The organism is Paenibacillus sp. sg306046, from assembly GCF_059821225.1.
Genome location: NZ_JCAMRT010000003.1, coordinates 164466 through 189969, shown reverse-complemented (window position 1 = coordinate 189969; position 25504 = coordinate 164466). Strand labels below are relative to the sequence as shown.

Annotated in this window: 18 protein-coding genes and 1 pseudogene; 18 read left to right on the top strand and 1 reads right to left on the bottom strand. The window is 56.1% G+C overall.

Going from position 1 to position 25504, the window contains the following annotated elements; translation table 11 throughout:
- Window positions 1-16: 16 nt before the first annotated feature.
- The 16 genes from AC6ROY_RS04350 (at window position 17) to AC6ROY_RS04275 (ending at window position 20319) form a co-directional block, all read left to right on the top strand.
- On the top strand, window positions 17-970 hold the full coding sequence (locus tag AC6ROY_RS04350; protein ID WP_500098795.1) for a carbohydrate ABC transporter permease: 954 nt from the start codon (window positions 17-19) through the stop codon (window positions 968-970).
- A 49-nt stretch (window positions 971-1019) separates the two neighbouring features.
- Window positions 1020-1739: a hypothetical protein gene (locus AC6ROY_RS04345; protein WP_500098794.1), complete on the top strand. Its 720-nt coding sequence runs from the start codon at window positions 1020-1022 to the stop codon at window positions 1737-1739.
- An 11-nt stretch (window positions 1740-1750) separates the two neighbouring features.
- Window positions 1751-2458: a hypothetical protein gene (locus tag AC6ROY_RS04340; protein WP_500098793.1), complete on the top strand. Its 708-nt coding sequence runs from the start codon at window positions 1751-1753 to the stop codon at window positions 2456-2458.
- 158 nt (window positions 2459-2616) lie between these two features.
- Window positions 2617-3933, top strand: coding sequence for an ABC transporter substrate-binding protein (locus tag AC6ROY_RS04335; RefSeq protein ID WP_500098791.1), 1317 nt, complete (start codon window positions 2617-2619; stop codon window positions 3931-3933).
- A 24-nt stretch (window positions 3934-3957) separates the two neighbouring features.
- A complete protein-coding gene (locus tag AC6ROY_RS04330; protein ID WP_500098789.1) occupies window positions 3958-5022 on the top strand; it encodes a hypothetical protein in 1065 nt (354 codons plus the stop codon).
- Between the two features lie 91 nt (window positions 5023-5113).
- Entirely contained in the window at window positions 5114-5260 is a 147-nt protein-coding gene (locus tag AC6ROY_RS04325) for a hypothetical protein (RefSeq protein ID WP_500098788.1), read from the top strand.
- Between the two features lie 95 nt (window positions 5261-5355).
- Window positions 5356-5661, top strand: coding sequence for a hypothetical protein (locus AC6ROY_RS04320; protein WP_500098787.1), 306 nt, complete (start codon window positions 5356-5358; stop codon window positions 5659-5661).
- 48 nt (window positions 5662-5709) lie between these two features.
- A complete protein-coding gene (locus AC6ROY_RS04315) occupies window positions 5710-7098 on the top strand; it encodes an S-layer homology domain-containing protein (protein WP_500098786.1) in 1389 nt (462 codons plus the stop codon).
- Window positions 7099-7206: 108 nt separating this feature from the next.
- Window positions 7207-7914 (top strand): ABC transporter ATP-binding protein, encoded by a 708-nt coding sequence (locus AC6ROY_RS04310; protein ID WP_500098785.1) that lies wholly within the window; start codon window positions 7207-7209, stop codon window positions 7912-7914.
- Window positions 7898-8935, top strand: coding sequence for an efflux RND transporter periplasmic adaptor subunit (locus tag AC6ROY_RS04305; RefSeq protein ID WP_500098784.1), 1038 nt, complete (start codon window positions 7898-7900; stop codon window positions 8933-8935). Before AC6ROY_RS04310 ends, AC6ROY_RS04305 begins: the two co-directional genes overlap by 17 nt.
- A gap of 12 nt (window positions 8936-8947) precedes the next feature.
- Window positions 8948-11857, top strand: a complete 2910-nt coding sequence (locus AC6ROY_RS04300; RefSeq protein ID WP_500098783.1) for an ABC transporter permease — start codon at window positions 8948-8950, stop codon at window positions 11855-11857.
- Window positions 11858-11861: 4 nt separating this feature from the next.
- Window positions 11862-12743, top strand: coding sequence for an ATP-binding cassette domain-containing protein (locus tag AC6ROY_RS04295; protein ID WP_500098782.1), 882 nt, complete (start codon window positions 11862-11864; stop codon window positions 12741-12743).
- Between the two features lie 103 nt (window positions 12744-12846).
- Entirely contained in the window at window positions 12847-16161 is a 3315-nt protein-coding gene (locus AC6ROY_RS04290; protein ID WP_500098781.1) for an S-layer homology domain-containing protein, read from the top strand.
- A gap of 165 nt (window positions 16162-16326) precedes the next feature.
- Window positions 16327-17643 (top strand): Gfo/Idh/MocA family protein, encoded by a 1317-nt coding sequence (locus AC6ROY_RS04285; RefSeq protein WP_500098780.1) that lies wholly within the window; start codon window positions 16327-16329, stop codon window positions 17641-17643.
- A 4-nt stretch (window positions 17644-17647) separates the two neighbouring features.
- Window positions 17648-19645 carry an alpha/beta hydrolase family protein gene (locus AC6ROY_RS04280; RefSeq protein ID WP_500098779.1) on the top strand — a complete coding sequence of 666 codons (1998 nt, stop codon included), beginning with the start codon at window positions 17648-17650 and terminating at the stop codon, window positions 19643-19645.
- The gene (locus AC6ROY_RS04275) at window positions 19645-20319 is read left to right on the top strand and encodes an aspartate/glutamate racemase family protein (RefSeq protein WP_500098778.1); all 675 of its coding nucleotides are present in this window, start codon (window positions 19645-19647) and stop codon (window positions 20317-20319) included. The genes AC6ROY_RS04280 and AC6ROY_RS04275 overlap by 1 nt, the downstream gene beginning before the upstream one ends.
- A 226-nt stretch (window positions 20320-20545) precedes the next feature.
- On the opposite strand, the pseudogene AC6ROY_RS04270 reads toward AC6ROY_RS04275, so the two are convergent.
- A pseudogene (locus AC6ROY_RS04270) lies at window positions 20546-20935 on the bottom strand (NAD(P)H-dependent flavin oxidoreductase); the annotation flags it as partial.
- A 355-nt stretch (window positions 20936-21290) separates the two neighbouring features.
- Here AC6ROY_RS04270 and AC6ROY_RS04265 point away from each other — a divergent pair.
- Both AC6ROY_RS04265 and AC6ROY_RS04260 read left to right on the top strand, forming a co-directional pair.
- Window positions 21291-22835 carry a copper amine oxidase N-terminal domain-containing protein gene (locus AC6ROY_RS04265; protein WP_500098777.1) on the top strand — a complete coding sequence of 515 codons (1545 nt, stop codon included), beginning with the start codon at window positions 21291-21293 and terminating at the stop codon, window positions 22833-22835.
- A gap of 121 nt (window positions 22836-22956) precedes the next feature.
- Entirely contained in the window at window positions 22957-25146 is a 2190-nt protein-coding gene (locus tag AC6ROY_RS04260) for an alpha-galactosidase (RefSeq protein WP_500098776.1), read from the top strand.
- The last annotated feature ends 358 nt before the right edge of the window (window positions 25147-25504 follow it).

Below are 25504 nucleotides of genomic sequence, written 5' to 3'. Positions count from 1 at the left end.
GGGAGGGGGGCAACGTATGCAACTCAAGCTGAACAAAGCACGCAGCTCCTCGGTTCCGCTCTGGCTGAACCGGGCGAAGTATACGATTTTGGGCCGGGAGGCCGACAAAGGGCTGCTGTTCAAATTTTTCATCTACTTGATTTTGGCCGATGCCGCGTTTATTTACTTGAAGCCGGTGTTCCATATGCTGGCGACGATGTTCAAAAATGCGGACGATTTGCTGGACCCGTCAGTCAAATGGATTCCGAATACGCTGTATTTCGGCAACCTGCAGGAGGCATGGGTGTGGCTGAAATATCCGAAGGCGTTCACGATCTCACTGACGCTGTCGCTGTCGGTCGCGATTTTGCAAACCTTGTCCTGCGCGGTGACGGGCTACGCGTTTGCGAGATTGAAGGTACCGTTTAAGAAGCTGCTGTTTTTTTTCCTGCTGCTGACCTTTATCGTGCCGATGCAGGTGACGATTTTGCCGAATATTATTTATGCGCGCGAGCTGGGCATGCTGAACACGGTGTATCCGATTATCGTGCCTGCGTTTTTCGGGCTTGGTTTGAAGGGAGCGCTGTTCGTCATTATTTACCGCCAGTTTTTCTCGACACAGCCGAAGGAGCTGGAGGAAGCGGCGCGGATCGACGGGGCGGGCGTGTTCAAAATTTTTTACCGGGTGATGATGCCGCTGGCCAAGCCGGCCATTCTTGTCGTATTCCTGTTTTCGTTCGTCTGGACGTGGAATGACTTCTACCTGCCCAGCATGTACTTGTCCGATATCGAGACGGCGCCGTTGTCGATGGGCATCTCCCGGATCGGTTCGGCGCTGAAGCAGCAGGCGGAGCAATACGGGCCGTCGGTGACGGATGAAGCGATCCGGATGGCCACGACGTTCCTGATGATTATTCCTCCGATGGTGCTGTATTTGTTTACGCAGCGCTGGTTTATTGAAGGCGTAGAGCGTACGGGTCTGGTTGAGTAGGAGAGAGCGGCTCGCAGCGATGCGGGTACGAAGCCTAAGGGGGCACGATATGAACCGCTTATGGAAGGGAGGCTTGGCGCTGCTTGCAGCGCTGAGCCTGCTGTTGTCCGCGTGCAGCGCCACGACGGGAGCCGGGGCGCCGGAGGGAGGCGGAGCGCCGCAGAAGCTGCTGCTGCTCAAGAAGAAGGAGGGCAGCGGCGATCCGCAGCTGGTGAAGCATTGGGAGAAGCTTGGGTATCTGGTCATGGAGATGTCGGAAAATGAATTCAAGGCCGAGCAGGTGCAAGCGGCCGGCTACAGCGCCGTCTACGTCAGCGAGTCTGTCAATGCGGCGAGGCTTGACAGCGGCCTGAAATCGCTGGCGCTGCCCGTTGTCTATGCGAAGCCGCAGGTCGCAAGCTTGGCCGGCCTGACCGGCATGAGCGGCTTCGGCCAGACCGAGGGCGCGACCAAGGTTCGCATCCGTCAGCCGAAGCATGCGCTGGCCGCCGGGCTGAAGGATGAGCCGGCTGTGTACCAGACGGCGGGGCGTCTAAATTACGCCGAGCCGGGGAAGGAAGCCGTCGTTATCGCGACTGCGGGCGACGACGAGGCGAAGGCGGTGCTTTTCGCTTATGAGAAAGGCGCGCGCAATGCGCAAAATCAACCGGCTCCGGCCCGCCAGGTGTTCGTCTACTTGCCGACCGGCGAGGAAACCAATTTGACCGACGATGGCTGGAAGCTGCTGGATACGGCTCTGGAATGGGCCGCCCAATCACCGAAAAAATAGGGGGAATCACGATGAAACGTTTGCTCGGTTTAACTGCGGTATTAGCCTCATTCCTGCTGCTGGCCGCCTGCCAGACCGCCTCGACGGAGCCTGCTGCTGTAGCTGTCAATCCGAAGAAGACGCTCCTTGTCGGCAAGGATAGCGGCGGCGATGCGATTGTAGCCAAGCGTCTGCGTGAGGTTCACGGCAGGGAAGTGACTGTCATTTCCGACAAGGAAGTGACCCCGGAGTCCGGCAAGGATTATGCGCTGGTCTACGTCAGCGAATCGGTCAATTCGAATAAAATCCGCGATAACTTCTCCAAGCTGCCGGTTCCGGTCATTTACGCCGAGGTGCAGGCCACGCCGGATATCGGTCTTTCGCCGAGAGAGGCTTACGGTCATCTCGGGGGGCCAAGCGCGGCCAAAACGATTGAAATTACAAATAACAGCCATCTGCTTGCCGCAGGCCTGCAGGGCAAGGTGGACGTCTACAAGGACAACGGCAAGATCGGCTACGCGACGCCGGGCGACGAGGCGATTGTCATCGCGACGGTACCGGGTGAATCGCAAAACGCCACGATTTTTGCCTATGAAAAGGGCGCGAAAAACGTCAAGGGCGAGTCGGTGCTCGCCCGCCAAATGCTGTTTTACATGTTCTACGGGGAAGAAATCAACCAGACGGAGCAGGGCTGGAAGCTGTTCGATGCAGCGGTAAACTGGGTAAGCGGCGCGAAATAACATGCGCCAAATAACCTATAAAGTGGAAATGCCCCCCTAATGTAAGCGGATTGATTTCGTAATAAAGTTATACAAGTAAGCGGTTACTATTTTAGATGGCGCGAGAATTGAACTGAACCATGAATACGCGAACAGGAAAAGGGAGGCTCTATACAAGCATGAAAAAATTTATTGCAGCCGGGATCACATTAGCCTTGGCGTTGTCCGCAGCAGGATGTACGGATGCGCCCGCCAGCACGGATAAACAACCGGCGCCGGAGGCTAACAAGGGCGAGAAGGCAGCAGACAACGAATTGTTCATTTATACCGTATATCCCGCATTTTATGCGAAGGAAGAAAATTATGAAAAGCAGATTGGCCAGCATCTGAAGAAGAAATTCCCTAATGTCAAGTTCAAGCATGTGCATTGGGACAACCCGGGCCGCCAGTATAAAGACCTGATCGCTGCCGGAACGATTCCCGATATCATTATCGATAATGCGCGGATGAATCTGCAGCGTTATATTTTGGACAATGACCTGCAATACGATATGTCCGAGCTGATCAAGAAATACAACTTTGACACCAGCAAGCTGAACCCTGCCGCATTCGCGCAAATGAAAAACGTGACGCCGGAGGGCAAAATTTACGGCTTGCCGTTCCAGCTCAGCGATTTCGTCCTGTTCTACAACAAGGATATTTTCGACAAGTTCGGCGTTGACTACCCGAAGGATGGCATGACGTACGATGAAATTTACGAAATCGCCAAGAAGCTGACGCGTGTCGAAGGCGAAAATACGTACAAGGGCTACATGCAGCATCCGGGCTTGTATATGAACTACAACCAGCTGTCGCTGTCGCCGCTTAGCTTGACGGAGGACAAGGCCGAGCTGAACACGGACGGCTGGAAGAAAGCGGTTGACAACCTGCGCCGCTTCTATGAAATTCCGGCGAACCAGTTTACGTCCGTGGATGATTTCCCTAAAGGAAAAATCGCGATGTCCGTTCATGTATCCGAGAAAATTATCCAATGGCATGAGATCAATAAAAACCTTAATTTCGATGTCGTTGCCATGCCGTCGTACGCGGACTTGCCGAGGACCAAGGCGCAGCCGAATATGTATGCCGCCTACATTACGAAGCAGTCGCAGAAGAAGGATCTGGCCTTCGAGGTGATCCAGTACATGCTGTCCGAGGAAATGCAGATTGAGCTGTCCAAGGAAGGCATCATCGGCCCGCTGGAAAGCAAGGCCGTTCAGGAGGCGTTCGGCAAAAACCTCCCGCAAATGCAAGGGAAAAATACGCAAGGCATTTTCTACAGTAAAAATGCCATGCCGCCGGCCGCTCGCGCCAACGGCTTGACGTATGTCGATGTGGGCGTGCATAACGTCTTTGCTCCGCTGATCTTCGGCGAGTCGAAGGATTCGGCGACAGCGCTGCGGATGATTGAGGAACAGACAACCAAGACCATTTTGACCCAGAAAGCGGCGAAGTAGCCGCCACGAAAGGAGCCTGCCAACTTGAAACGATTGCTCACCTGGCTATTCGTTGCGATGCTGGCTGTCATGCTGACGGCCTGCTCCTCCTCGGAAGCAGGCCAGGAGGCTGCGCCTGCGACATCGGCGCCAGCCCCAAGCAGCGGAGCTGAAACAAAAGCTCCGGATGCGCCTGCGCCAACCGAGCCAGCCAAGACGGAAACACCTGCGACGACGCCAACGGAGCCGGCCAGGCAGCCGGAGGTTAAACCGGATGCAGCCGCTGCAGCAGGCGATAAGAAGGATACGCCTGCGCCTGCTGCCCAGCCGGAGACGCCGGCAGCGAAGCCGGAAGCCAGCGCAGCTCCCAAGACGGAGCCGAAGCCGGAACCGAAAGCGGAGCCTAAGGCGGAAGCGCCGCAGCAAACCGCGCCGGCTACGCCGCCGGCCACAGCGCCTGCGGAAGCGCCTAAGGCGGAGGAAATTTCCGCGAAGGGCAAGAAGCTGCTGTTCGTCGGGCGCGAGCGTTCGCCTGCCGAGGATGTAGCCGTGTCCAAGCGGCTGCAGGGGCTAGGCTTTCAGGTCACCCATCTCGACGACCGCGATGTGAATGCGGATGAAGTGAAGGGCTTCGACCTGATCTACTACAGCCAGACGACCAACTCGAAATATTTGAAGGACGGCTTTATGAAGGATATTGCGATCCCGACCGTTTATGTGAAAAATCACGGGATGTACTATCTTGGCTTGTCCGCGATTGAAGAAAACGCAACGGAGAAAAATAAAAAAGCGATCGAAATTGTGGACAGCAAGCACAAGGTAGCGGGCGGATTATCCGGTACGTTCGATGTGTTTGTTGAAGCCAGCGACAAGTTTGGCGTCAGCTACGGCTTGCCGGGCAAGGAAGCCAAGGTCATCGCCACGATCCCGGGTGACAAGAAGAAAGCGACGCTTTATTACTATGACAAGGGCACGAAGGCCGACAATGGAAATGTGGTGAAGGCGCGTACCTCGTTTTACTTCTGGAGCAACGGGATGCACGAAAACTCAACCGATGCAGGGTGGAAGCTGCTGGACAATCTTGTTCTGTGGACGCTGCAAAACGGATAGGGAGGCTGCAATCGTCGCATGGAAAAATTAAGCAAAGGACTCCTGTCCGTCGCCGCTTCGTTCGTCCTGCTGTCAAGCTATGAGTCCGGCGATGTTTGCCCAGATGAAAAACTTGACGACGGACGGACAAATTTTCGGGCTGCCCTTCGTCAATAACGACTTTGTACTGTTTTACAACAAAGACATCTTCGACAAATATAAGGGCTTTTCGCAAAATCCGGGTCATTATATGAACTAAAACCAGCGCTCGTTGACAACCTGCGCAGGTTTTATGAGATCCCGGCCAACCCGTTTGATACGGTCGAGGTGTTTGCGACCAAAGGAAACATCGCGATGGTTGTAGCGACCGTCGATCATCTGGTGTCCTTTTACGAGCAAAATAAAAACGTGAACTTCGATATCGTCTCGGTTCCTTCCTTCGCGGAAGCGCCGGACACGCGGTATCAGCCGAATGTGTATTCGATGTATATTACGAAGCAATCGACCAAAAAGGATTTGGCTTTCCAGGCGATTGCGGCTATTTTGTCCGAGGAGCGCCAGCTCGAGCTGGCAAAGGAAGGCGTGATTGGTCCGCTTGAATCGAAGGCGGTTCGTGACGGCGCTGCGGATGATGGAAGAGCAGTCAACCCAAGCCATTGAGACGCAGAAGGCATCATCAAAATAACTGGATAAGAGAAGGTGAATCATTTGAAAAAAAGTATAAATGTGCTGCTGTCCCTGATGCTCGTCTGGATGACCCTGCTATCCTTTACAGCGGTTGCGGGAGCGGCTGGCGAGGTTCGCATTGCGGCGGCGAAGACAGCGGACGATTTCAAGGACTTGAAGGATTTGCCCAAGGATCAGAAGGATAAGTTTAACGCTTTGCTGAGCGACGGCGTGTTCAACGGACTGACGGATGACACCTTCGGTCTTGATGTACAAATGAACCGCGCCCAGTTCGCGAAGGTCGCTGCGATTGTATTCGGCCTGACGGTCGATCAGACGCTGAGCAGCTCGTCCTTTACGGATGTGCGCTCCGACGACCCGGCCAACTCCTACGCGCTTCCTTACATCGAAGCGTTGAAGGAAGCCGGTTTGACGAACGGCTCCGACAGCACCGGCAAGCTGTACAACCCGGCAGGTCCTGTATCGCGCCAAGAGCTTTCGGCGTTCCTGATTCGCGGCTTGGGCTGGGAAGATGCGGCAGCGAAGGCTTCGCCGGTTTCGGATTCGTCGGTTGACGAGTGGGCGAAACGTTACGTCGGCCTGGCACTGAGCAACAAGCTGCTGAGCAATGCGTCCGGCAGCAGCTTCGACGGCAAGTCGTCCGCGACACGCCGGATGCTGGCGCTGGCCAGCTATGAAGCCAAGCAGATGATCGGCAAAAGCCCGACGACGGCGGCGGCCCCAGCCGAGCCGACAGCTCCGGCAGCTGAGCCGGAGAAGGATAAAGATAAGGACCAGCCTGCGGCAGTTGTATCGCCTAAAGGCAAAAAATTGCTGATCGTCGGCCGTGAAAAAGCGGCCGAGGATGTGCTCACAGGCGATCGTCTGAAGCAGCTGGGCTTCGTTGTCAGCTATTTGATTGACCGTCGTCTTAACGCAGAGCGGGTTAAAGGCTTCGATCTCATTTTGATCAGTGAAACGACTAATGCGAAGTACGTGCAAGCCAATCTGGAAGACATGAAGAAGCTGGAAATTCCGGTTATTTACAACAAGGCGATCTCGATGGGTGATCTGCAGCTGTCCGAAACTTCGGAAAACAGTCGTGTCGTCAAAGTACGCACCATCTCCATCAAGGATTCCACCCATGCTCTTGCAGGCGGCTTGACCGGTACGCCGGAGGTGTACACGGAAGACGGCATTGTGTACTACGGCGTCCCTGCCAAGGAGGCGCAAGTCGTAGCCACCGTTGCGGGCGACGAAAAGAAAGCGACTATCTACGCCTACGACAAAGGCGCGAAAAACTTGAAGGGCGAAGCCGTTCCGGCGCGCACCGTGTTCTTCTATATGGCTTCCGGAATGTCGACCAAATCGACCGACGCCCAATGGAAGCTGCTTGAATCCGCTGCAGTCTGGGCACTGCAATCCAAATAAGCGTTGCGGCCCCGCCCCAATCCAACCGGATTGGGGCTATTTGGCCGAACGGGGCAGTCAACCCGGGCAAACAGCCTAAGTACAGACGACAGACGGGAGGATGGGAATATGAACCAGTCTACGGGCAGCCCGGCGCTGGAGCCGCTTGTGCAGGCGACCGGGGTAACCCGGATGTTCGGCAAAGGAGCAGCGGCGGTGTATGCGCTCCGGGGTGCGGACTTGCATATTGCCCCACGGCGGCTCATAGCGCTGCGCGGACGGTCCGGCTCGGGCAAGACGACGCTGATCAATATTCTCGGAACGCTGGACAGGCCGACGGAAGGCCGCGTCGTTTTCGACGGCCAGGATCTTGGCGGATTGTCAGAGCGCCAGCGCAATGAGCTGCGGCGGACGCGCATGGGACTTATTTTTCAGTCGTTCGGACTGGTGCCGCTAATGACGGCTTATGAAAATGTCGAGTTCGGTCTGCGTATTGCGGGCGTCAAGCCGGAGCTGCACCAAGCGTATGCGGAGCGCTCGCTGGAGCTCGTCGGCTTGAAGGCGCGGATGAAGCATCGCCCCTTCGAGATGTCGGGCGGGGAACAGCAGCGCGTCGCGATTGCGCGGGCGATTGCGCACAAGCCCTCCTTGATTTTGGCGGATGAGCCGACAGCGGAGCTGGACAGCAAAATGGGGCTGCAAGTGATGCGGGCCTTCCAGATGCTTGTGCGCGAAGAAGGGATTACGGTCATCCTGACGACCCATGACCCTGCCATCATGCGAATTGCCGATCATGTGTACACACTGGAGGATGGTCGAATTGCGGACGAAACTTGAGAAGCTGCTGCTGCCGGTTGTCTGGTCCGGCGTGCTTGCAGCGCTGCTGGCGGGCTGCTCGCTGCTGCCTGTTGAGGAAGCGGAGCTGGAGCCGCCGCTTGTGGAGCCAGTGAAGGAAACGCTGACGATCTACGAGGTGAAGCGCGCAAATATTACGAAGCAGCTCACCGGCGTAGGCACCTTTGCCTCCGACAAGATGGATTACTTGCATTATACGGAATCGGGCTCACGGCTGATCGAGCTGAACATCCGGCTGAACGACAAGGTCAAGGCCGGCGACGTGGTCGCGACGACCGAGACAAGCGATATGGACAATAAAATCCGGCTACAGGAGATTGCGATCGAAAAAATTGAAATTACGCTCAAGCAGGAGCTGGCCGGGGGCAAAACGATGGATGACCCGGCGGTCCGCCTGAAGGCGCTGGACCTGGAAAGCGCAAAAATCCAGATGAAGTCGCTGCAGGAGCAGCTGCAGCGCGCTCGGCTGAAGGCGACGATGGACGGCATCGTCACGTATCTGGACCCGATTAAGCCGGGTGATCAGGTAACCGCTTACAAAGATATCGTCACCATTTCCGACCCGTCGCGGATGAAGCTGATCTACACGGCGGCGACGTCGAATGATCTGGCGGGCGTCGAGCTGCAGATGGAAGTCGGCGTCAAGCTCAAGGACCGGACCTTGCAGGGGCGCATCGTGCAGACGCCGATGAGCGCGCCGCCGACAGGCAATAAGGCGGTGGATGAGAAAAATGCCAAGTCGGTCGTCATTCAGGTGGACGGCTTGCCGCCGGAGATGAAAATCGGCTCGCACGCCGACATTACCATCGTGACCGAGCAGCGGGAAAAGGTGCTGGTCATTCCGCGCGCAGGCTTGCGCAGCTACATGGGGCGCGATTATGTGCAGGTGATCGACGGGGAAAGCCGCAAGGAGGTTGACGTGGAGAAGGGCATTGTCGCCGCCACAGAGGTTGAAATCCGCAAGGGGATCAGCGAAGGCCAGCGGATCATTCTGAACAATTAGGAGGCCGGGACGTTGGCATTGTTTCTTATGATCCTGCGCAAGATGATCAACAACAAGTGGCTTGAGCTTAGCCTGCTGTTCGGATTGGTGCTGTCCGTTGCGCTCGCGAGCAGCATGCCGATTTATACGAATGCGATTTTGCAGCGGCTGCTCGTGCAGGAGCTGAAGCAGCTGCAGCTGGCGAACGGCCAGTATCCGGGCATTTATTGGCTATCGGCACAGCTGACGGCGGACGATGCCGCCAAGGGGGCCAAAATTGCCGAAACGGACGTTCTGCTGGACAAAGCGGCAGAGTTATTTCAGCTGCCCGTGCAGGCGTCTGTGCGCGAACGGGCTACCCAGCGCTATGGACTGACGTCCGCTCGTCCGGGGCAGGCCGATCCGAACAAGCAGCGCTCGGCGGACTTGACGGCGCTGGACGGCATGGAGGGCCATATCCGGCTGCTGGACGGCCGGATGCCCGCGAGGGAGGCCGTGGACGGCGTCTATGAAGCGCTGGTCGTGTCCGATGCTTTGACCGAGCTCGGCATGGTGCTGGATCAGGTGTTCAAGCTCGGCGTGCCGGCCGGGCAGCCGCCCGTCTACGTGAAGCCGGTCGGGGTGTTCGACCGGAGCGATTACCAGGATTTGTACTGGTACAACATCCCGAGCAGCTACAAAAACAGCTTTCTGATCGACTTCGGGCTGTTCGAGCGGGACTTTCTTGCAGACGGCAAGCTGAACGTCCAAGCCGGCTACTGGTATGCGGCGCTGGACTACACGCGGATGACGCTTGCTTCGGCGGATGATTTCCGGCGCGCCGACCGGATGATTGAGACGCATATGGACGAGCGTTACGAGTCGCATAACCAGAATGCCCCGGCGATGGAGACGCTGGGCACGTATTACACGAAGGAAGCGAATTTGCGGCAGCTGCTCTGGTCGCTGAACGTGCCGGTTATGCTGATGCTTGCATTTTATCTGTACATGGTCGCCAATCTCATCACCGAGCGGCAGAAAACGGAGATTGCCGTGCTGCGCAGCCGGGGAGCGAGCCGCCTGCAAATATTGGCCAGCTATGTGGTGGAAGGGCTGGTGCTTGGGGCGTTGGCGTTTGGGATCGGACCGTACGGCGGCCTTGCCTTGACCCGCATGCTTGGCGCGTCCAGCGGGTTTCTGGAGTTTGTGCAGCGGGCGAAGGTCGAGGTTCATTTGAACGGCGACGCGTTTATGTACGCGCTCGTCGCCGTCATTGTGTCGCTGATCATGACGCTTATTCCGGTCGCGCTGGCGATGCGGGTCAGCATCGTCGGCCACAAGCAGCAAGCGGCGCGGGGAGCGAAGCGTTCGTTTTGGCATACGTATTTGCTGGACTTTGCGCTGATCGGCATCGCCTTGTACGGGCTGTACAATTACCGCCAGCGGGTCAAGGATTTGCTGGCGCTTGGCCTGAGCTCCGGCGATCTGCGCATTGATCCGCTGCTGTTTCTGATTCCCGCGCTCTTTATTCTCGGCATGGGCTTGCTTGTACTGCGGCTGTACCCGCTCCTGATGAGCCTGGTATACCGGATCGGGCGTCGATGGTGGCCGCCGTCGCTGTATGCGACGATTATTCAGGTCAGCCGCTCGACGCTCCAATACCAGGTCATCATGGTGTTTCTGATCGTCACCATTGCGACCGGACTGTTCGGCGCCAGCGCGACCCGGACCATCAATGCCAACACCATGGATAAAATTAGGTATGCCGCCGGGGCGGATATGACGCTGGATGTGCGGTGGGAAAATGACGCCCCGCCGGTTATTTTGTATAGCCTGCTGGAGGAGGAGGCCGAGGCGGCCGCCGCCGAGAGCGGAGCCGAAGCCGACCCGGAGCCGCCTCGCCGCACCCAGTACGCGGAGCCGTCCTTTCTGCCCTTCACGCAGCTGCCGGGCGTGCAAAGCGCCGCGAAAGTATTTGTGCAGCCGCAGGCGGAATTTACGAAGGGCAAGGTGTCCGATACCGTGGAGCTCATGGGCATTGACACGAAGGCGTTCGGTGAAACGGCCTGGCTGCGCGACAAGCTGATGGCGCATCATTTCCGCGACTATTTGAACCTGATCGCCCCTCGTCCGTCCGCTGTGCTGATCTCTCGCTCCATGGCTGACGAGTACGGGATTGCTCCCGGCGAGACGATTGCGATCGGCTGGAAAGGCGTCGAGAAGGCGTCGTTCACCGTGTACGGCATTATCGACTATTGGCCGTCTTGGAATCCGAATCCCGGACCGGGCAGCACGGTGAATGTGACGACCAAGCAAGGCACAACAACGAAGGTGCGCAAGCCGATGCTTGTCGTCGGACACTTGTCCTACATCCAGAATAACCTGGCTCTGGAGCCGTATGACGTGTGGCTGAAGCTGAAGCCGGACGCCTCCAGTCAGGCCGTCTATAAGGCGGTAGCCGATAACGGCTTTCAGGTCGACGAGCTGCGCGATGCCCGGCAGGAGCAAATTCGCGCGGTGAAGGAGCCGTTCCAGCTGGCAATTAACGGCGTGATGACGCTTGGTTTTTTGATCTCCGTATGCATCTGCTTCTTCGGATTTTTGCTGTACTGGATTTTGTCGCTGCGCGCCCGCACGCTGCAATACGGCATTTTCCGGGCGATGGGCATCTCCCTGCGGCAGCTCGTGACGATGCTGGTCGGAGAGCAGCTGATGATCTCCGGGGCGGCGATCGTCATCGGCATGCTGACCGGCGGCTTGACCAGCCGGCTGTTTGTACCGCTATTCGAGATGTCATTTGACCCGCGTACGCAGGTGCCTCCGTTCCAGGTCGTGTTTGATCCGCAGGATCAGACGAGGTTATATGTCATTGTAGCGGTCATGCTGCTGCTCGGGCTGTCGATTTTGGCGGTCATTGTGTCGCGCATCCGGATTCATCAAGCTGTCAAGCTCGGGGAGGACTAGACCGATGATTATTTGCGATAATCTGGTTAAAATTTACAAAATCGCCGATCTGGAGGTCGTAGCGCTGCAAGGGCTTGATCTGCAGGTGGAGGCGGGCGAGGTGATGGCGATTATCGGCAACAGCGGCAGCGGCAAATCGACGCTGTTGAACATGCTCGGCGGTCTGGATCGTCCTTCGGCGGGGAAGCTGCTGGTGGACGGACAGGACCTGCTGAACATGTCGGAGAGGGACCTGATTCGCTACAAGCGGGAGACGGTTGGTTTCGTCTGGCAAAATAACGCGCGCAACCTGATCCCTTATTTATCAGCGCTGCAAAATGTGGAGCTGCCGATGCTGCTGCAGGGCCGCCGCCGCCGCGAGCGGGCGAAGGAGCTGCTGGAGGACGTGGGCCTCGGCCATCGGCTGCACAATCGGCTGCAGCAGCTTTCCGGAGGGGAGCAGCAGCGGGTGGCGATCGCCATCGCGCTGGCGAACCGTCCGAAGCTGCTGCTCGCCGATGAGCCGACCGGCTCCGTGGATACGAGGATGGCGAATCAGATTCTCGATCTGTTTCGTCACTTGTCCCGCACGTTTGGCTTGACCGTGGTCATCGTAACCCATGATCCGCAGCTGGCGCGAAAGGTGGACCGCGTTGTCGCGATCCGCGACGGCAAAACGTCCTCCGAGCTGCTGCGCCGCAAGTCGGACGGGGACGAAACCGGGACAGAGGGAGACGATACAGACCATGAGGAGGAGTACCATGTGGAGTACGCGATTTTGGACCAGGCGGGGCGCGTGCAAATTCCGGCAAGTCTGCTGGAATCCATCGGCGCCGAGCCGTCAGGCAAGGTGCAGGTGACGCTGGAGGACGGAAAGCTCGTCCTGCTCCCGCCGAAATCACGATGACTTGATTAACCTATAAAGTGGCAGTAACACCCCCCTGTTTGCAAGTTACGGTTGTAATAGATTTAAGAAAGCGCATACATACAATATTTACGGAGGTGTCCCATTGGTTAAACGCGTAGCATCTATTTTATCCTTTGCGCTGCTTTTTTCGTGTTTGACTCCATTCGCTTCTGCCGAGGAAGCGGATGCCAGCACGAAGGCGCAGGAGGTTCCCGCTGCGGCAACGTCCGCTGCAACCGGAGCGAGTCAAGCTTCGGCCACAGCGACAGCCGGCAAAACGTCGAGTTTGTTCAAGGATGTGCAGGATTGGTCCGATGAGGAGAAGAAGCAACTCGACGAGCTGCTCAAAGCAGGAATCTTCGATGGTCTGTCCGCCGACACGTTCGGCTCGGACCAAAAGGTCAACCGCGCCCAGTTTGCGAAGATTGCTGCGCTCATCTTCTCGCTGCAGGTCGATACGATGTTGAAGCAGTCCAGCTTCACCGACGTATCTGCGGATGATCCAAGTTTCGGGTATGCGCTGCCTTACGTAGAAGCATTGAAGAAAGCGGGTCTTACAACCGGGTCAGACGCAGAAGGCAAGCTGTACAATCTGGCCGGGGAAGTATCGCGTCAAGAGCTGGCTGTATTCCTGGTCCGTGGTCTGGGTCTGGAGAAAGAGGCGGAAAAGCTCACTCTGGCCCGCGATACGACAGTGAGCGGCTGGGCTGAAAGCCACGTCGCGCTGGCGCTGGACAAAAAGCTGCTGTCTGCCGGGGCTGACGGCACGTTCGAAGGAAGCGCGCCGACTACTCGGAAAGCGCTTGCGCTGGCCGCTTACCAGGTCATGCAGACGACCAAGGCAGTCGAGAAGGAGCAGAGCAAGCCTGACAAGGTGTCGATCGTCGAGGTCAAGGCGATCAAGTCCAACAAGCTGTCCATCAAGCTGGACCGCGATGTGGATACGACGGCCGAGCTGATCATTACGAAAAAAGGAGTTGTGGAGACAAACACGACAAACAGCCAGTCCACAACGGAAACGGTTGTCAAGCCGATCCCGGCTTTCGTGCAGTGGACCGATGAAACGCTGACCGAGGCGATCATGGAGCTTGACACGAAAATGGAGCAAGGAAAATACATTATCGAGCTGAAGGGCTTGCCCGAATCCCAGGTTGAGAAGGGCAAGTTTGAATTTGACGCCGAGGAAGAAAAGATCAAGAAGATCGAATTCGCGGCACTCTCCGACAAGCTTCCGCAAGGCTACGTCGCCATTCCTTACAAGGCAATCAACCAGTACGACGAGGAGACAACGCTGAAGGCAAGCAATGTCAATATTACCGTGGGCGCTAAAAACCGGATTCCTATTATGTTTCCGAGCAGCAAGTTCATCATGCTGGATCTGACCGAAGAAATCCGCGATAGCCAAGTGTACATTTCATTGGTGGATCGAAAAAATGCGCAGTCAGTCAGTAAGTCTTTTACAGTTGGCGACAAGGCAATGGTTTCTAAACTCGAGGTTGGCGCACTAAAATTTTTGGACGGCCAGTCAGTTTTAAAATCAGGCCTTAAGGCTTTCCTTGATTTTAAAGCATTTGATCAATATGGCAATCGGGTTGTTGATCCGATTCTTTTGAACAGTGGTTTAGGTGTAAATGTCTATATGGTTCCTGGAGATGTAATAAAGTACGATACAACCATTAATAATTTTCAGGATATGGATAATGACGGTTACCCTGAATTGCAGCTTGTGTCACATTCTGCTCTCAAAACGGATAAAGAGGTTATTGTTCATTTGATGGCACCTGGAAGTGGCGAACAAGTGACGAAAGCTATCAAGATTAGTGCACCCAAAACGCCTGCTTCTGTAGAGTTCTACGCCTGGGACAAGACGCTTGCTGAAGGTGATGTTGACAAATACGTCGAGCTGATCGTCAAGGATTCTACAGGCTATAAGCTGACGCCTTCTGAAATTGTTGCAGCGGAACTGAGCGGAAAGCTTGAAATTATGAGCACAGGTGCTTTGCAGCTTGGTTCGACGGTGCCCGCTGTAGTATATGGTGTAAATCCATCTGAGGTTCGAAATATACAATTCTGGGGTTCTTCTCAAGGAAAGATTCGAATAAACCAAGTCACCGGATCTGGAACGGCCAGTGTCATGGTTAGGATGGTCGAATTGAATAAAATGGAGACGCTCCCGCTAGAACTGAAGGAAAAAAGAACAGCAAATGCAATGTCATCCAGTACTGAAACGGATGAAAACGGCTTGGAAGTTGTTCGACCTCTGCACAATACTTTGCTCTTTGGTAGCGAGGGCGGTCCCACTTTCAGAGTTGTAGATCAATATGGTGACGAGTTCAAAAAAGAAGGGACTAACTTTAAGGTACTTCTAGAGTGGGAACGGACGAGTGGTGAGCCGAACTCGATTGTTCCGGTAGAAATCAAAAATACAACAAATCCAGCAAAACCAGTTGGCACGGTACTAAACGATGTTTATGGCGCGGCATTTTTTGAACTTAAAGACATCAGTTCTACCTCTCTTAAATTAAAGGCTTCAGCTACTTTGGAAGGCAGTTATAAGCTGGCGGCATCGTTAGTTGAAATTAATCCCGCCGATTCTAAAGTGAGTCGAGTGATAAGTACGCTTGTCTCCACTGCGGAGTCGATTAATCCGGCCACTGCTGAGATTAAATATGTGTTAAACATGCCGGACAATTTGTTCGCAACTGGTCGGGCATTGTATGACCGTAATATGCTCGACAGCGTTACTGATGCGACCTATATTCTAAAGAATTATTCAGACTTCGGGAAAAATGTCGAGATTAGACCCAGAAATTTACTGGATATAGAGTACAGAGTAGCAAGGAATGTACCAATTCTTGGAATAACGACGAATTCAACAAAAGTAGTCGGTCATGATAACAAAGGCAAGGTTGTAGGGCTGGATGGCGGTCGTGCAAAAGTAACGGTGTTTTTCGAGGCGTACAACGGCGAAATCCAATCGGTTTCCAAGGATGTTGCAGTTATAGCTGAAGAACTTTATGTCAAGGAAGGGAAGCTGAATGACTCAGATGTAGTCAAAAAAAAGGGAGACACGCTGAATTTGAATGGATTAACGATTTGGGATAAAGAACTAATCGGTAACAGCCGGAGTAATTTCCAAATCCGAGACCAATTCGGGCATACCATTGACTTTAACATTGCGAAGTATAGCAGTCTCCTGGACGTTAAGGTATTCGTTGGGAATGTTAGATACAGGGAGCCATTTACAGACCCGGCTAATAAAGGACGTGACACGATTTCAGTTGGTACAGATTTCAAGGTGACCTACGTACGCAACACGGAGAACAAATTGACAAACAATATCTCTGAATTTACCCTGTATCTGGCCTCCAACCATGGCATCAGGAAGAAGAGATTTATTCTTGAGCCTACACCATAATCGGCTCTGTAGAGTCCAAAACCCCCTGCCGAAACATCCGGTAGGGGGTTTTGCTATAACGGGCCGCCGCTCCGTCTGCACAATCCCCCTATAATGACAGTCGTATCCACTACTGGCCCATTGTCTGACAACGGGTATACTGTCTGTAGACAGGAGGGAGTCAGTTTGGCCAAAAAACGATACGTCATTTGCGGCGTGAGCGCCAGGGCGAACGGGATGTTCATCCGCTCCATGCTGGATACGTTTCAGTCAACCTGCGAAATCGTCGGACTGCTCGATCAGGACGAGGCGAGGTTTCGCAATTGCTTCAAGAAGTTTCCGTCCTTAAACGGGATACCGGTTTACACGCCGGAGGAGTTCGACCGGATGATCGAGGAGACGAAGCCGGATGTGCTGATTGTTGCGGGAGCGGATCATACGCATGCGGATTATATTGTCAAAGGACTGGAACGGGACCTGGATGTCATATCGGAAAAGCCGATGGTGACGACCGGGGCCGATTGCAGGCGGGTGCTGGATGCGCAAGCAGGCAGCCAGGGACGGCTGCGCGTCGCCTTTAACTACCGCTACGCTCCGATTCATACACGGATCAAGGAGCTGATTTTGGAAGGCCGGGTAGGGCGCGTCACCTCGGTCGATTTGAACTGGTATCTGGACACGTACCATGGCGCGAGCTATTTTAAGCGCTGGAACCGCAAGCGGAGTCATTCCGGCGGGTTGTCGATACATAAAAGCACCCATCATCTCGATCTGGTCAATTGGTGGATTGACCAGACACCTTTGGAAGCGTTCTCATATGGGGCGTTGAATTATTTCGGAGCGGAAGGCGAGCTGAATCCGGCCAAGGAGGACGGACGGTTTTGCGGCACGTGCCAGGTCAAGCCGAACTGCGCCTATACGATGCGTTGGTCGACCCGAAGCAAGCAAGCGCCGCCGCCTGACGATCATCTCGGCCAGATCGACGTGAAGCCGAGCAGCTATACCGGCTATCGCGCTGACGCCTGTATGTTTGATTCAGACATCGACATTGAAGATACCTACACAGCAGTCGTCAAATACGATCGCGGCGCGCTGCTCAGCTATTCGGTGAACTTCTCCTTGCCCTATGAGGGCTACCGGCTTGCGATTAACGGTACGAAGGGACGGCTGGAGACGATGGAGATGCTGTCCGGGCGCGCTTCATTTGATATTCCGCCGCAGACGATTGACTATTACCCGCTGTTCGGCGGCAAGGAAACGATTCATGTCGTGCCGCGCGCGGGCGGTCATGGCGGGGGGGACCCGCTGCTGCTGGAAGATTTGTTTCTGGGACCGGACCCGCTGCGTCCGTATGATATTTTGGCCGGGGCTGAGGCAGGAGCACGCTCTGTCTTGACCGGCGAGGCGATCTGGCGTTCCGTGCAGAGCGGACAGCCGGTACGTGTAAACGAGCTGCTGGATGCCCCGCCACAGACGCAGCTTACGGAAATTGGAGGAGGTTAGCGCGTTGTACGAGAAGCTGGAGAAAGTGCAAATTGCTCATTTTGATGTAAAAAGCCAGCTGCCCCGCTGGGTGTATGAGCAAGCGATCCGGGCCGCACGCCGAGGCGAGCAGGAGCGGGAGGCGATCACTGATCGCGCCGGGGTGGAGCGCCGCCAGCAAGCGATTCGCGACGGGCTGGAGCAATGTCTGGGCGGATTGCCCGCCATGGATACCCCGCTGAATGCTGTCGTCACCGGCATCGTGGCGGGGAACGGCTTTCGTGTGGAAAAGATAGTCTTCGAGCCGCGTCCCAATGTGTATGCGACAGCTAATCTGTACATCCCGGACGGCAGGACGGAAGCGGGCGGCGCCGTGCTGCTGATGTGCGGACACCGCGAGCAAGCGAAGCATTGCGACGAATACCAGACCGTATGTCATTACCTGGTGCATGCCGGACTTGTGGTGCTGTCGCTTGATCCTGTCGGCCAAGGAGAACGGTTCGGCTTCTTTGATCCGGCAACCGGTGAAGCGCCGATGACAAGTGTAACCGAGCATGAGAATGTCGGACGGCAATGCTTGCCGCTCGGCGACAGCTATGCCCGCTACATGCTGCACGATGCGATGCGGGCGATTGATTACTTGATCACCCGGCCCGAGGTGGACCCGGCGCGGATCGGCGCAACCGGACATTCCGGCGGCGGAACGCAGACGGCGCTGCTGATGATGGCTGATCGGCGAATTGCGGCGGCGGCTCCGGGCGGATTTATTATGAACCGTCCGTACTTCCTGCTGACAGGCAAAGCGCAGGACGCGGAGCAGAAGTGGCCGGGCTTCTCGGCGCTTGGATTTGATCATGAGGATATTTTGCTGGCGATGGCTCCGCGTCCGGTGCTTGTGCTGGCGACGACCTATGATTCCGTGCCGATTGAGGCGCCTCGTCACAATGTTGCCGTTAACCGCCGGTTTTGGGAGCTGTACGGCGAGGCGGACAAGCTGGGCATTTATGAGGATGAAAATGTGCACCGCTTTTCCTTGCCGCTGGCAAAGGCGGCGGCCCGGTTTTTCTCCGAGCGGCTGCTCGGGGCGGCCGTCGAGCCTGCGGATGAGCAAATTCAGCTGATCCCGGCCGAGCAGCTGCTATGCACGCAAAGCGGCCAAGTGAATGGCGACTGGCCGCAGGCACGGAACGGGCATGCGGAAACGGTTGCTCGCCTGGAGCGGCTGGAGGGGCTGCGTGCTGCCGTCGAAGAAGGGGAGCGTAAGGCGCAGGCTGCCCGCTGGCTGCGCGACCGCGTCTATGCCGGGCGCGAGCGTTGCGAGCTGAACCCTCGCCTGTCGGGCGGCGGCGAAATCGGCAGCATGTGGGTCATCCGCGCGGCCTGGTGGAGCCAGCCGGGGCTGCTCGGACATGCGCTGCAATTTTTCGAGGCAGCGGCGGCCCAGCAGCGGCTGCCGGTTACGATTGCCGTCTGGGACGGCGGAACAAGCCGCTTGCAGGAGCATGTGCAGTGGATCGAGGAAACGAGCGCTGCCGGTCGCATCGCGATGGTACTGAACCCGACCGGTATCGGGGCGCTGCTGCCGCATTTGAACCACCCGGAAGAGAAGCCGTTCAAGCGATTTGGACTGATGGATAAATTTACCGATGAGCTGATGTGGCTGGACGACAGTATGGCGGCGGTGCGTACCTACGATGTGCTGCGAGCGGTGGAGCTGGCGGCCGGATTGAAAAATGTCGATGCCGCCGATATTCAGCTGTATGGCAGCGGGCGGTACGGCATTTATGCGCAGCTGGCGGCGCTGCTTGATTCACGGGTTCGCGCCGTGCAGACGGACAACCGGATGAGCAGCATCGGGGACTGGATTCGGACGCCGTTTTACGATGAGACGGATTCGCTCAGCTTTATTATCCCGGGCATGCTTCGCCACTTCGACTTGCCGGATGCGGACCGCTGGCTGGCGGAGGAAGGGCGGCTGCGCGAGCCGAATCGGCCGGTACATGTGACAAGGGAGGGAAAATGATGGCTACCGTAGTCGCCATTTATACAGGACAAGGGCTGGCCGAACGGCTGCAGCCGATTATGCAGGAGGAGCTGCCGGGCTGCCGGATTATTACGATCATCGACGACAGTCTGATTGCGGATGTGATCCAAGCGGGTCAGGTGACGCCGGAGGTGACGCGCCGACTTGTGCAATATTACCAGCATGGGGAGGAAGTCGGGGCGGATGTCATTCTGAACACCTGCTCGTCGGTCGGGGAGGCGGCGGACTGGGCGCGCCCGCTGCTGCGCACGCCGCTCGTCAAAATTGATGACGCGATGGCTGCTCATGCCGCGGCCCAATACGACCGGATTGGCGTACTGGCGACGCTGCCGACGACGCTCGCGCCCACCCGGCAGCTGCTGCGCCGGGAAGCGGATCGGCTAGGCCGGGCCAATGTGCAGATCGTGGATACGCTCGCCCAAGGGGCGTACGAAGCGCTCGTGTCAGGTCGTCCGGACGAGCATGATCGGCTTATTTTGGAGGCGGCGAAGCGGGTTGCCGGTCAGGTAGATGCGCTGGTGCTGGCGCAAGGCTCCATGGTGCGGATGGAGCAGACGCTGCGCGAGGCAACCGGCTTGCCGGTGCTGTCCAGTCCGCGGCTTGGCGTCCAGGCGGTGAAGGCCGAGCTGGAGCGGCAGGCCCGCACAAAGTAAGCAGCCTCATGTCCGTCACAACGAGGTTGTCCCGGATGGGGACCAACGGATGAGCCAGTCCCTAATTTAAAACGAAAAAGCCTTCAACCCCAACGAAACAGTGGGTTTGAAGGCTTCTTTATTCTTGAAATTTTGTCTAAAGTTCCGTCCCCGGTCGGTTGCCGTAGTTGCAAACATGATGATCACGACAGGGATATTTCCGAACAAACCTTGAGCGGTTGGAAGCTTACCTGTGCACGAGGCTGCGGTTTTCTGCAAAGCCATGGTTGCCTGTGAGCGCCTGCGCTTGTTCGATCGTTTGCTTGACAATGGCGGCGGCTGAGCGGTCGGCGGCTAACCGGAGACCTTGACCTGCCCAGAGCGACATATAGTCGGGATTATTTGCCTTTGCCGCTGTCTGGCGAATATCGCGAGTCAGTGCGTTCTGGATCGGAAAAGCGGGAATTTGTCCGGGATATTGCTCCATGTCCGTCATAAATGCTGTTCGAATGCCTCTTGCCGCTTTGCCCGAGTAGATGGTCGTAATCTCTGTAGAAGACTCGTCGGCCGAAAGAATCATCTGCTTGTACACAGCATGGGCGCCGCTTTCGGGACACGCGAGAAACGCCGTACCTATGATGAAGGTTCCGCGCTGCTTCAGAGCAAGCATAGGGGGAGCCTCCTGTCTGGCATGGTTTACGAATTAGCGTCGCAGCTTGCATGAGATATGAACTAGGAAGGGATAAATGTTATGGCTCGGGAGTGCTAGAAACATTAAACTGCTGCACTACGATTTTGTCAACAATCCGGTTCGTTATAGGGGGGGCGTTCAGCCTGCCTTATTTTGCAAAACCGCTCACATTTTGTTGGACGGGATAACAATCCGACCTTTATACTAGGTAAGCGGGAAAACGGCAGCTTTTTCTGCAAGGCAACAAGGATAAGAATGAAGTAGTCATAGGCTCGACGTACATCTAAGGAGGAATTAGACGTTGAACAAGCAAGTTGTGTTAGTCTTGGCAGCTGTGTTATTCACGCTTCCACCGTTTTCCATTCATGCGGAGGAAACATCAGCGGGCAATCCGCACAATAGTATGCAAACCATTACGAGTATGCAAACCATTACGTTGAAGCTAAATGATGTTACAGCGAGCAAAGGGGGACAAGCGGTTACCCTGCAATCCCCTCCGATATTGCTGCAGCAAACGACGATGGTTCCTTTACGTTTCGTGGCTGAGTCTTTGGGAGCCAAGGTGGAATGGGCTGCTGAAGCAAGGCGCATCACCATCTCTGCCGGTTCGACAGTTATCCAGCTCGTTATTGACGCGGAAGAGGCCCAGGTGAACGGAACGGCCGCCCCCTTGGAGCACCCTGCCGTTATCCGGGATGAAACGACACTCGTTCCCCTGCGATTTATCGCAGAGCGGTTGAACCAGAAGGTGGACTATAATCCGGAAACGAAGGTCATTACGCTTACTCCCTTGGCCTCGCCTGTGCAGGAAACGCCCCGATCCGAACTGAAGCCGCAGCTGCAGCGCTTGGCCCAGGTCACGGTGGACAACCTGGCTATTTTGTCGGATAGAAATATTCAGGGCGGCACGACCGATACGATCAGCATGGTATCGGACAAGCATGATCGGGTGTATGTGTTGGAATTCGATTATCAACAAGGGTACATGATTCGCAAATATGACCCGAAGGACGGTTTCCGGTTGAGCGCTACTCACTACATAGACCGAAGGTTTAATTTCAGCTATGAGCTTCCGCGCGGGAAGTCAAAAACGGATTTCGATTGGAGTATGTTCGTTCCGCTCAAGCTGATGTACAGCTCGGGTGCAGACACGGTATATGTCGTGGGGGTCACTAGAAGCTGGGACTTGCATCTCGTCATTTATGCGTTGACGCCTGAGGTTAGCATGGCCGCTTATTTGCCGATGGGGGAAGGAGAAAAGCTGGAGTCGATGGAATCCATGTTCATGGCCACGGCGGACGGACAGACGTTTTTTATGGGGGACCATACGTCCTTATACACGGCACAGCGTGGTGAATGGGCTCGACTTGTAACCGTGATGGAGAAAAGCTTGAACAGCCGGACGGCTACAGTCGAGCAGGACGGCAAGATTTATATGCTGGATCAGCATTCAAAGGCGATCGCTGAACTGACCAATCTGGGGTTACGCGGTTTCGTTCCGGTGAAGCTGGAGCAGCTGGAAAACGTTCGAGGCGCTCACGGCTATTTTTATGCAACCGACGCGGAACGCCAGAGGTTTTACCGGATTTCAACGGACGGGCAGACCGAAAAGCTGGTGGACCTAAATGACGCCCTGGATTACAAGCAAGGGCTCTGGAATCCGAAAAGCGGGACGTACGAGCAAGTGTTCCGAGGCGGACTAAACCCTGTCGAGACACAAATCACGATGGAATCCGAGCCGGGCCAACTCGCGATTTCGCCATATACGATGTATACGGCCGACCGGAAAGGAAATTTGCTCGTGAACAGCAAGCAAATCCTGCGCCGGATCAATCTGTTCCCTTAGATGAAGCAAATGGTCGTACAAACTACATTTCTCCATGTAAAGCTTGCATCCTTCCATTATCATTGCCGCGGAGTTCGGTAAGATGAGAAGTAGGCGGCGATGAACAGAGGAGGAGCTTTATATGGCCATTTCTTACGATAACGAGCAGCACATTTTTCACCTGCAGGCCGGTACGATGAGTTACGTGCTGGGCGTGCGGCCTACCGGACATCTGATCCATATGTATTGGGGGCCGGCGATTCGCGCCCTCCAGGCGTCGCATCTTGTGCAGACATTGGGTCGGGCGTTTTCGGCAAATCCCGAACCCGCTGATCCGCAGTTTTCACTCGATACGACGCCGCTTGAATACCCGGCTTACGGCAACTCGGACTACCGTCAGCCTGCCTACCAGATTCAGCTGGCTAACGGCTCGACGATTACCGATCTGCGGTACGTTTCGCATCAGATCAGCCGAGGCAAGCCGAAGCTGGAAGGACTGCCTGCGACTTATGTCGAGGGCGACGACGAAGCGGATACGCTGGATATCGTGCTGGAGGATGCGCAGATCGGGCTGCAGGTTGTGCTTGGCTACACGGCATATGCCGGGCGCAACGCGTTGACCCGCAGCGTCAAGTTTCTGAATGGCGGCTCGGAGCCGGTACGGCTGCTGCGCGCGCTCAGCATGAGCGTCGACCTTCCGCATAACCGCTTTGAACTGCTTCATTTGTCGGGAGCATGGTCGCGCGAGCGGTCCATTGAACGGCGGGCGCTGCATGCGGGTACCCAATCCGTGGAAAGCAGACGCGGGGCCAGCAGCCACCAGCATAACCCTTTTGTAGCGCTGCTGTCTCCGGGGGCGGATGAAGAGCATGGCGAGGTGTACGGCTTCAGTCTTGTGTACAGCGGCAATTTTCTCGCAACGGCCGAGGTGGATCAGTACCGCACGACCAGGCTGTCCATCGGCATTAATCCCTTTGATTTCAACTGGCTGCTGGAGCCGGGCGAAAGCTTCCAGACACCGGAGGCGGTCATGGTATTTTCGGCAGAGGGCTTAACAGGCATGTCGCAGACGTATCATGAGCTGTACCGGACAAGGCTGAGCCGGGGACGGTTCCGCGATCAGCCCCGTCCGGTGCTGATTAACAACTGGGAGGCGACGTATTTCGATTTTACAGCGGAGAAGATCGAAGCGATTGCGGCCGCTGGCGCAGAGCTGGGGATTGAGCTGTTTGTACTGGATGACGGCTGGTTCGGCAGACGGGATGACGACAAAAGCTCGCTGGGCGACTGGGTTGTGGACCTGCGCAAGCTGCCGGCCGGGCTGGACGACCTCGTGCAGCGCGTGACGCGTCAGGGGATGCAGTTTGGATTATGGTTTGAGCCGGAGATGGTTTCGGCGGACAGCGATTTGTATCGCGCTCATCCGGACTGGTGCCTGCATGTGCCAGGCCGCTCCCGTTCGGAAGGACGCAACCAGCTGGTGCTTGACCTGTCGCGACACGAGGTCAGGGACTATATGGTGCAATCGGTCTCGGCTGTGCTCGCCAGCGCTCCGATTACTTACGTCAAGTGGGATATGAACCGACATATGACGGAAATCGGCTCGGCCGGACTGCCGCCGGAACGGCAGCGGGAAACCGCGCACCGCTATATGCTTGGTCTGTATGAGGTGATGGAGCGGATTACGCAATCGTTCCCGCACGTATTGTTCGAAAGCTGCTCCGGCGGCGGCGGGCGCTTCGATCCCGGCATGTTGTATTATATGCCGCAGACGTGGACGAGCGACAATACGGATGCCATCGCCCGGCTTGGCATTCAATACGGGACAAGTCTCGTCTATCCGATCAGCTCGATTGGAGCCCATGTGTCGGCGGTGCCGAATCACCAGGTCCACCGCATGACCTCGCTGCAGCTGCGCGGCGATGTGGCGATGAGCGGAAACTTTGGCTATGAGCTGGATTTGACGGCGTTCACCGCTGAGGAGGACGAGCTGGCGCGGCGGCAGGTAGCTCAGTATAAAGAGGTACGGGAGCTTGTCCAGCAAGGGCGTTTCTATCGGCTGCGCAGTCCGTTTGCCGGAAATGACGCCGCCTGGATGTTCGTATCGCCGGACAACGGCCAAGCGATGGTTTGTTACTTCCAGGTGCTGGCGGAGTCCAGCCCGCCTGTGCAGCGGCTGAAGCTGCGGGGGCTGGACCCGCAGCGGGATTACCGGGAGCTTGGCTCGGGCGAGCTGTACGGCGGCGACGAGCTGATGTATGCGGGCATTGTACTGGAGCGGCCGAAGGGAGATTTCCACAGCCAGCTGCTTCGTTTCGAAGCGATTTCGTAGCAAAATGAAGCAACCGTAAGGCGGCGCCCCCCTGGTCAGCAACATCCGCAGTCAGCCGGTAGCTGCCATCGACAAGCCTGCAGATGCCCGTAAGGGCGGCTGCAGGTTTTTTCGCCATTCCTGATCGGGGAACAAATGGCTGGTTGCTGTAGCCGTGAGTTTAAGCTGGGTGAGGTTTATTGTTTAGTTTTGTTTAGTTTTATTTTTTATTTTTCGCAGCCTGATTTCAGTATTTCGCTTAACTATTGAGCCTGGGATGTGCATTTCGGCTGCTCCACGAACCGTATTGACACATCGCACGGTGACTGCTACGATAATGTTGTAAGAATAAAAAGTAAACTTGATCTAAATTAAATCT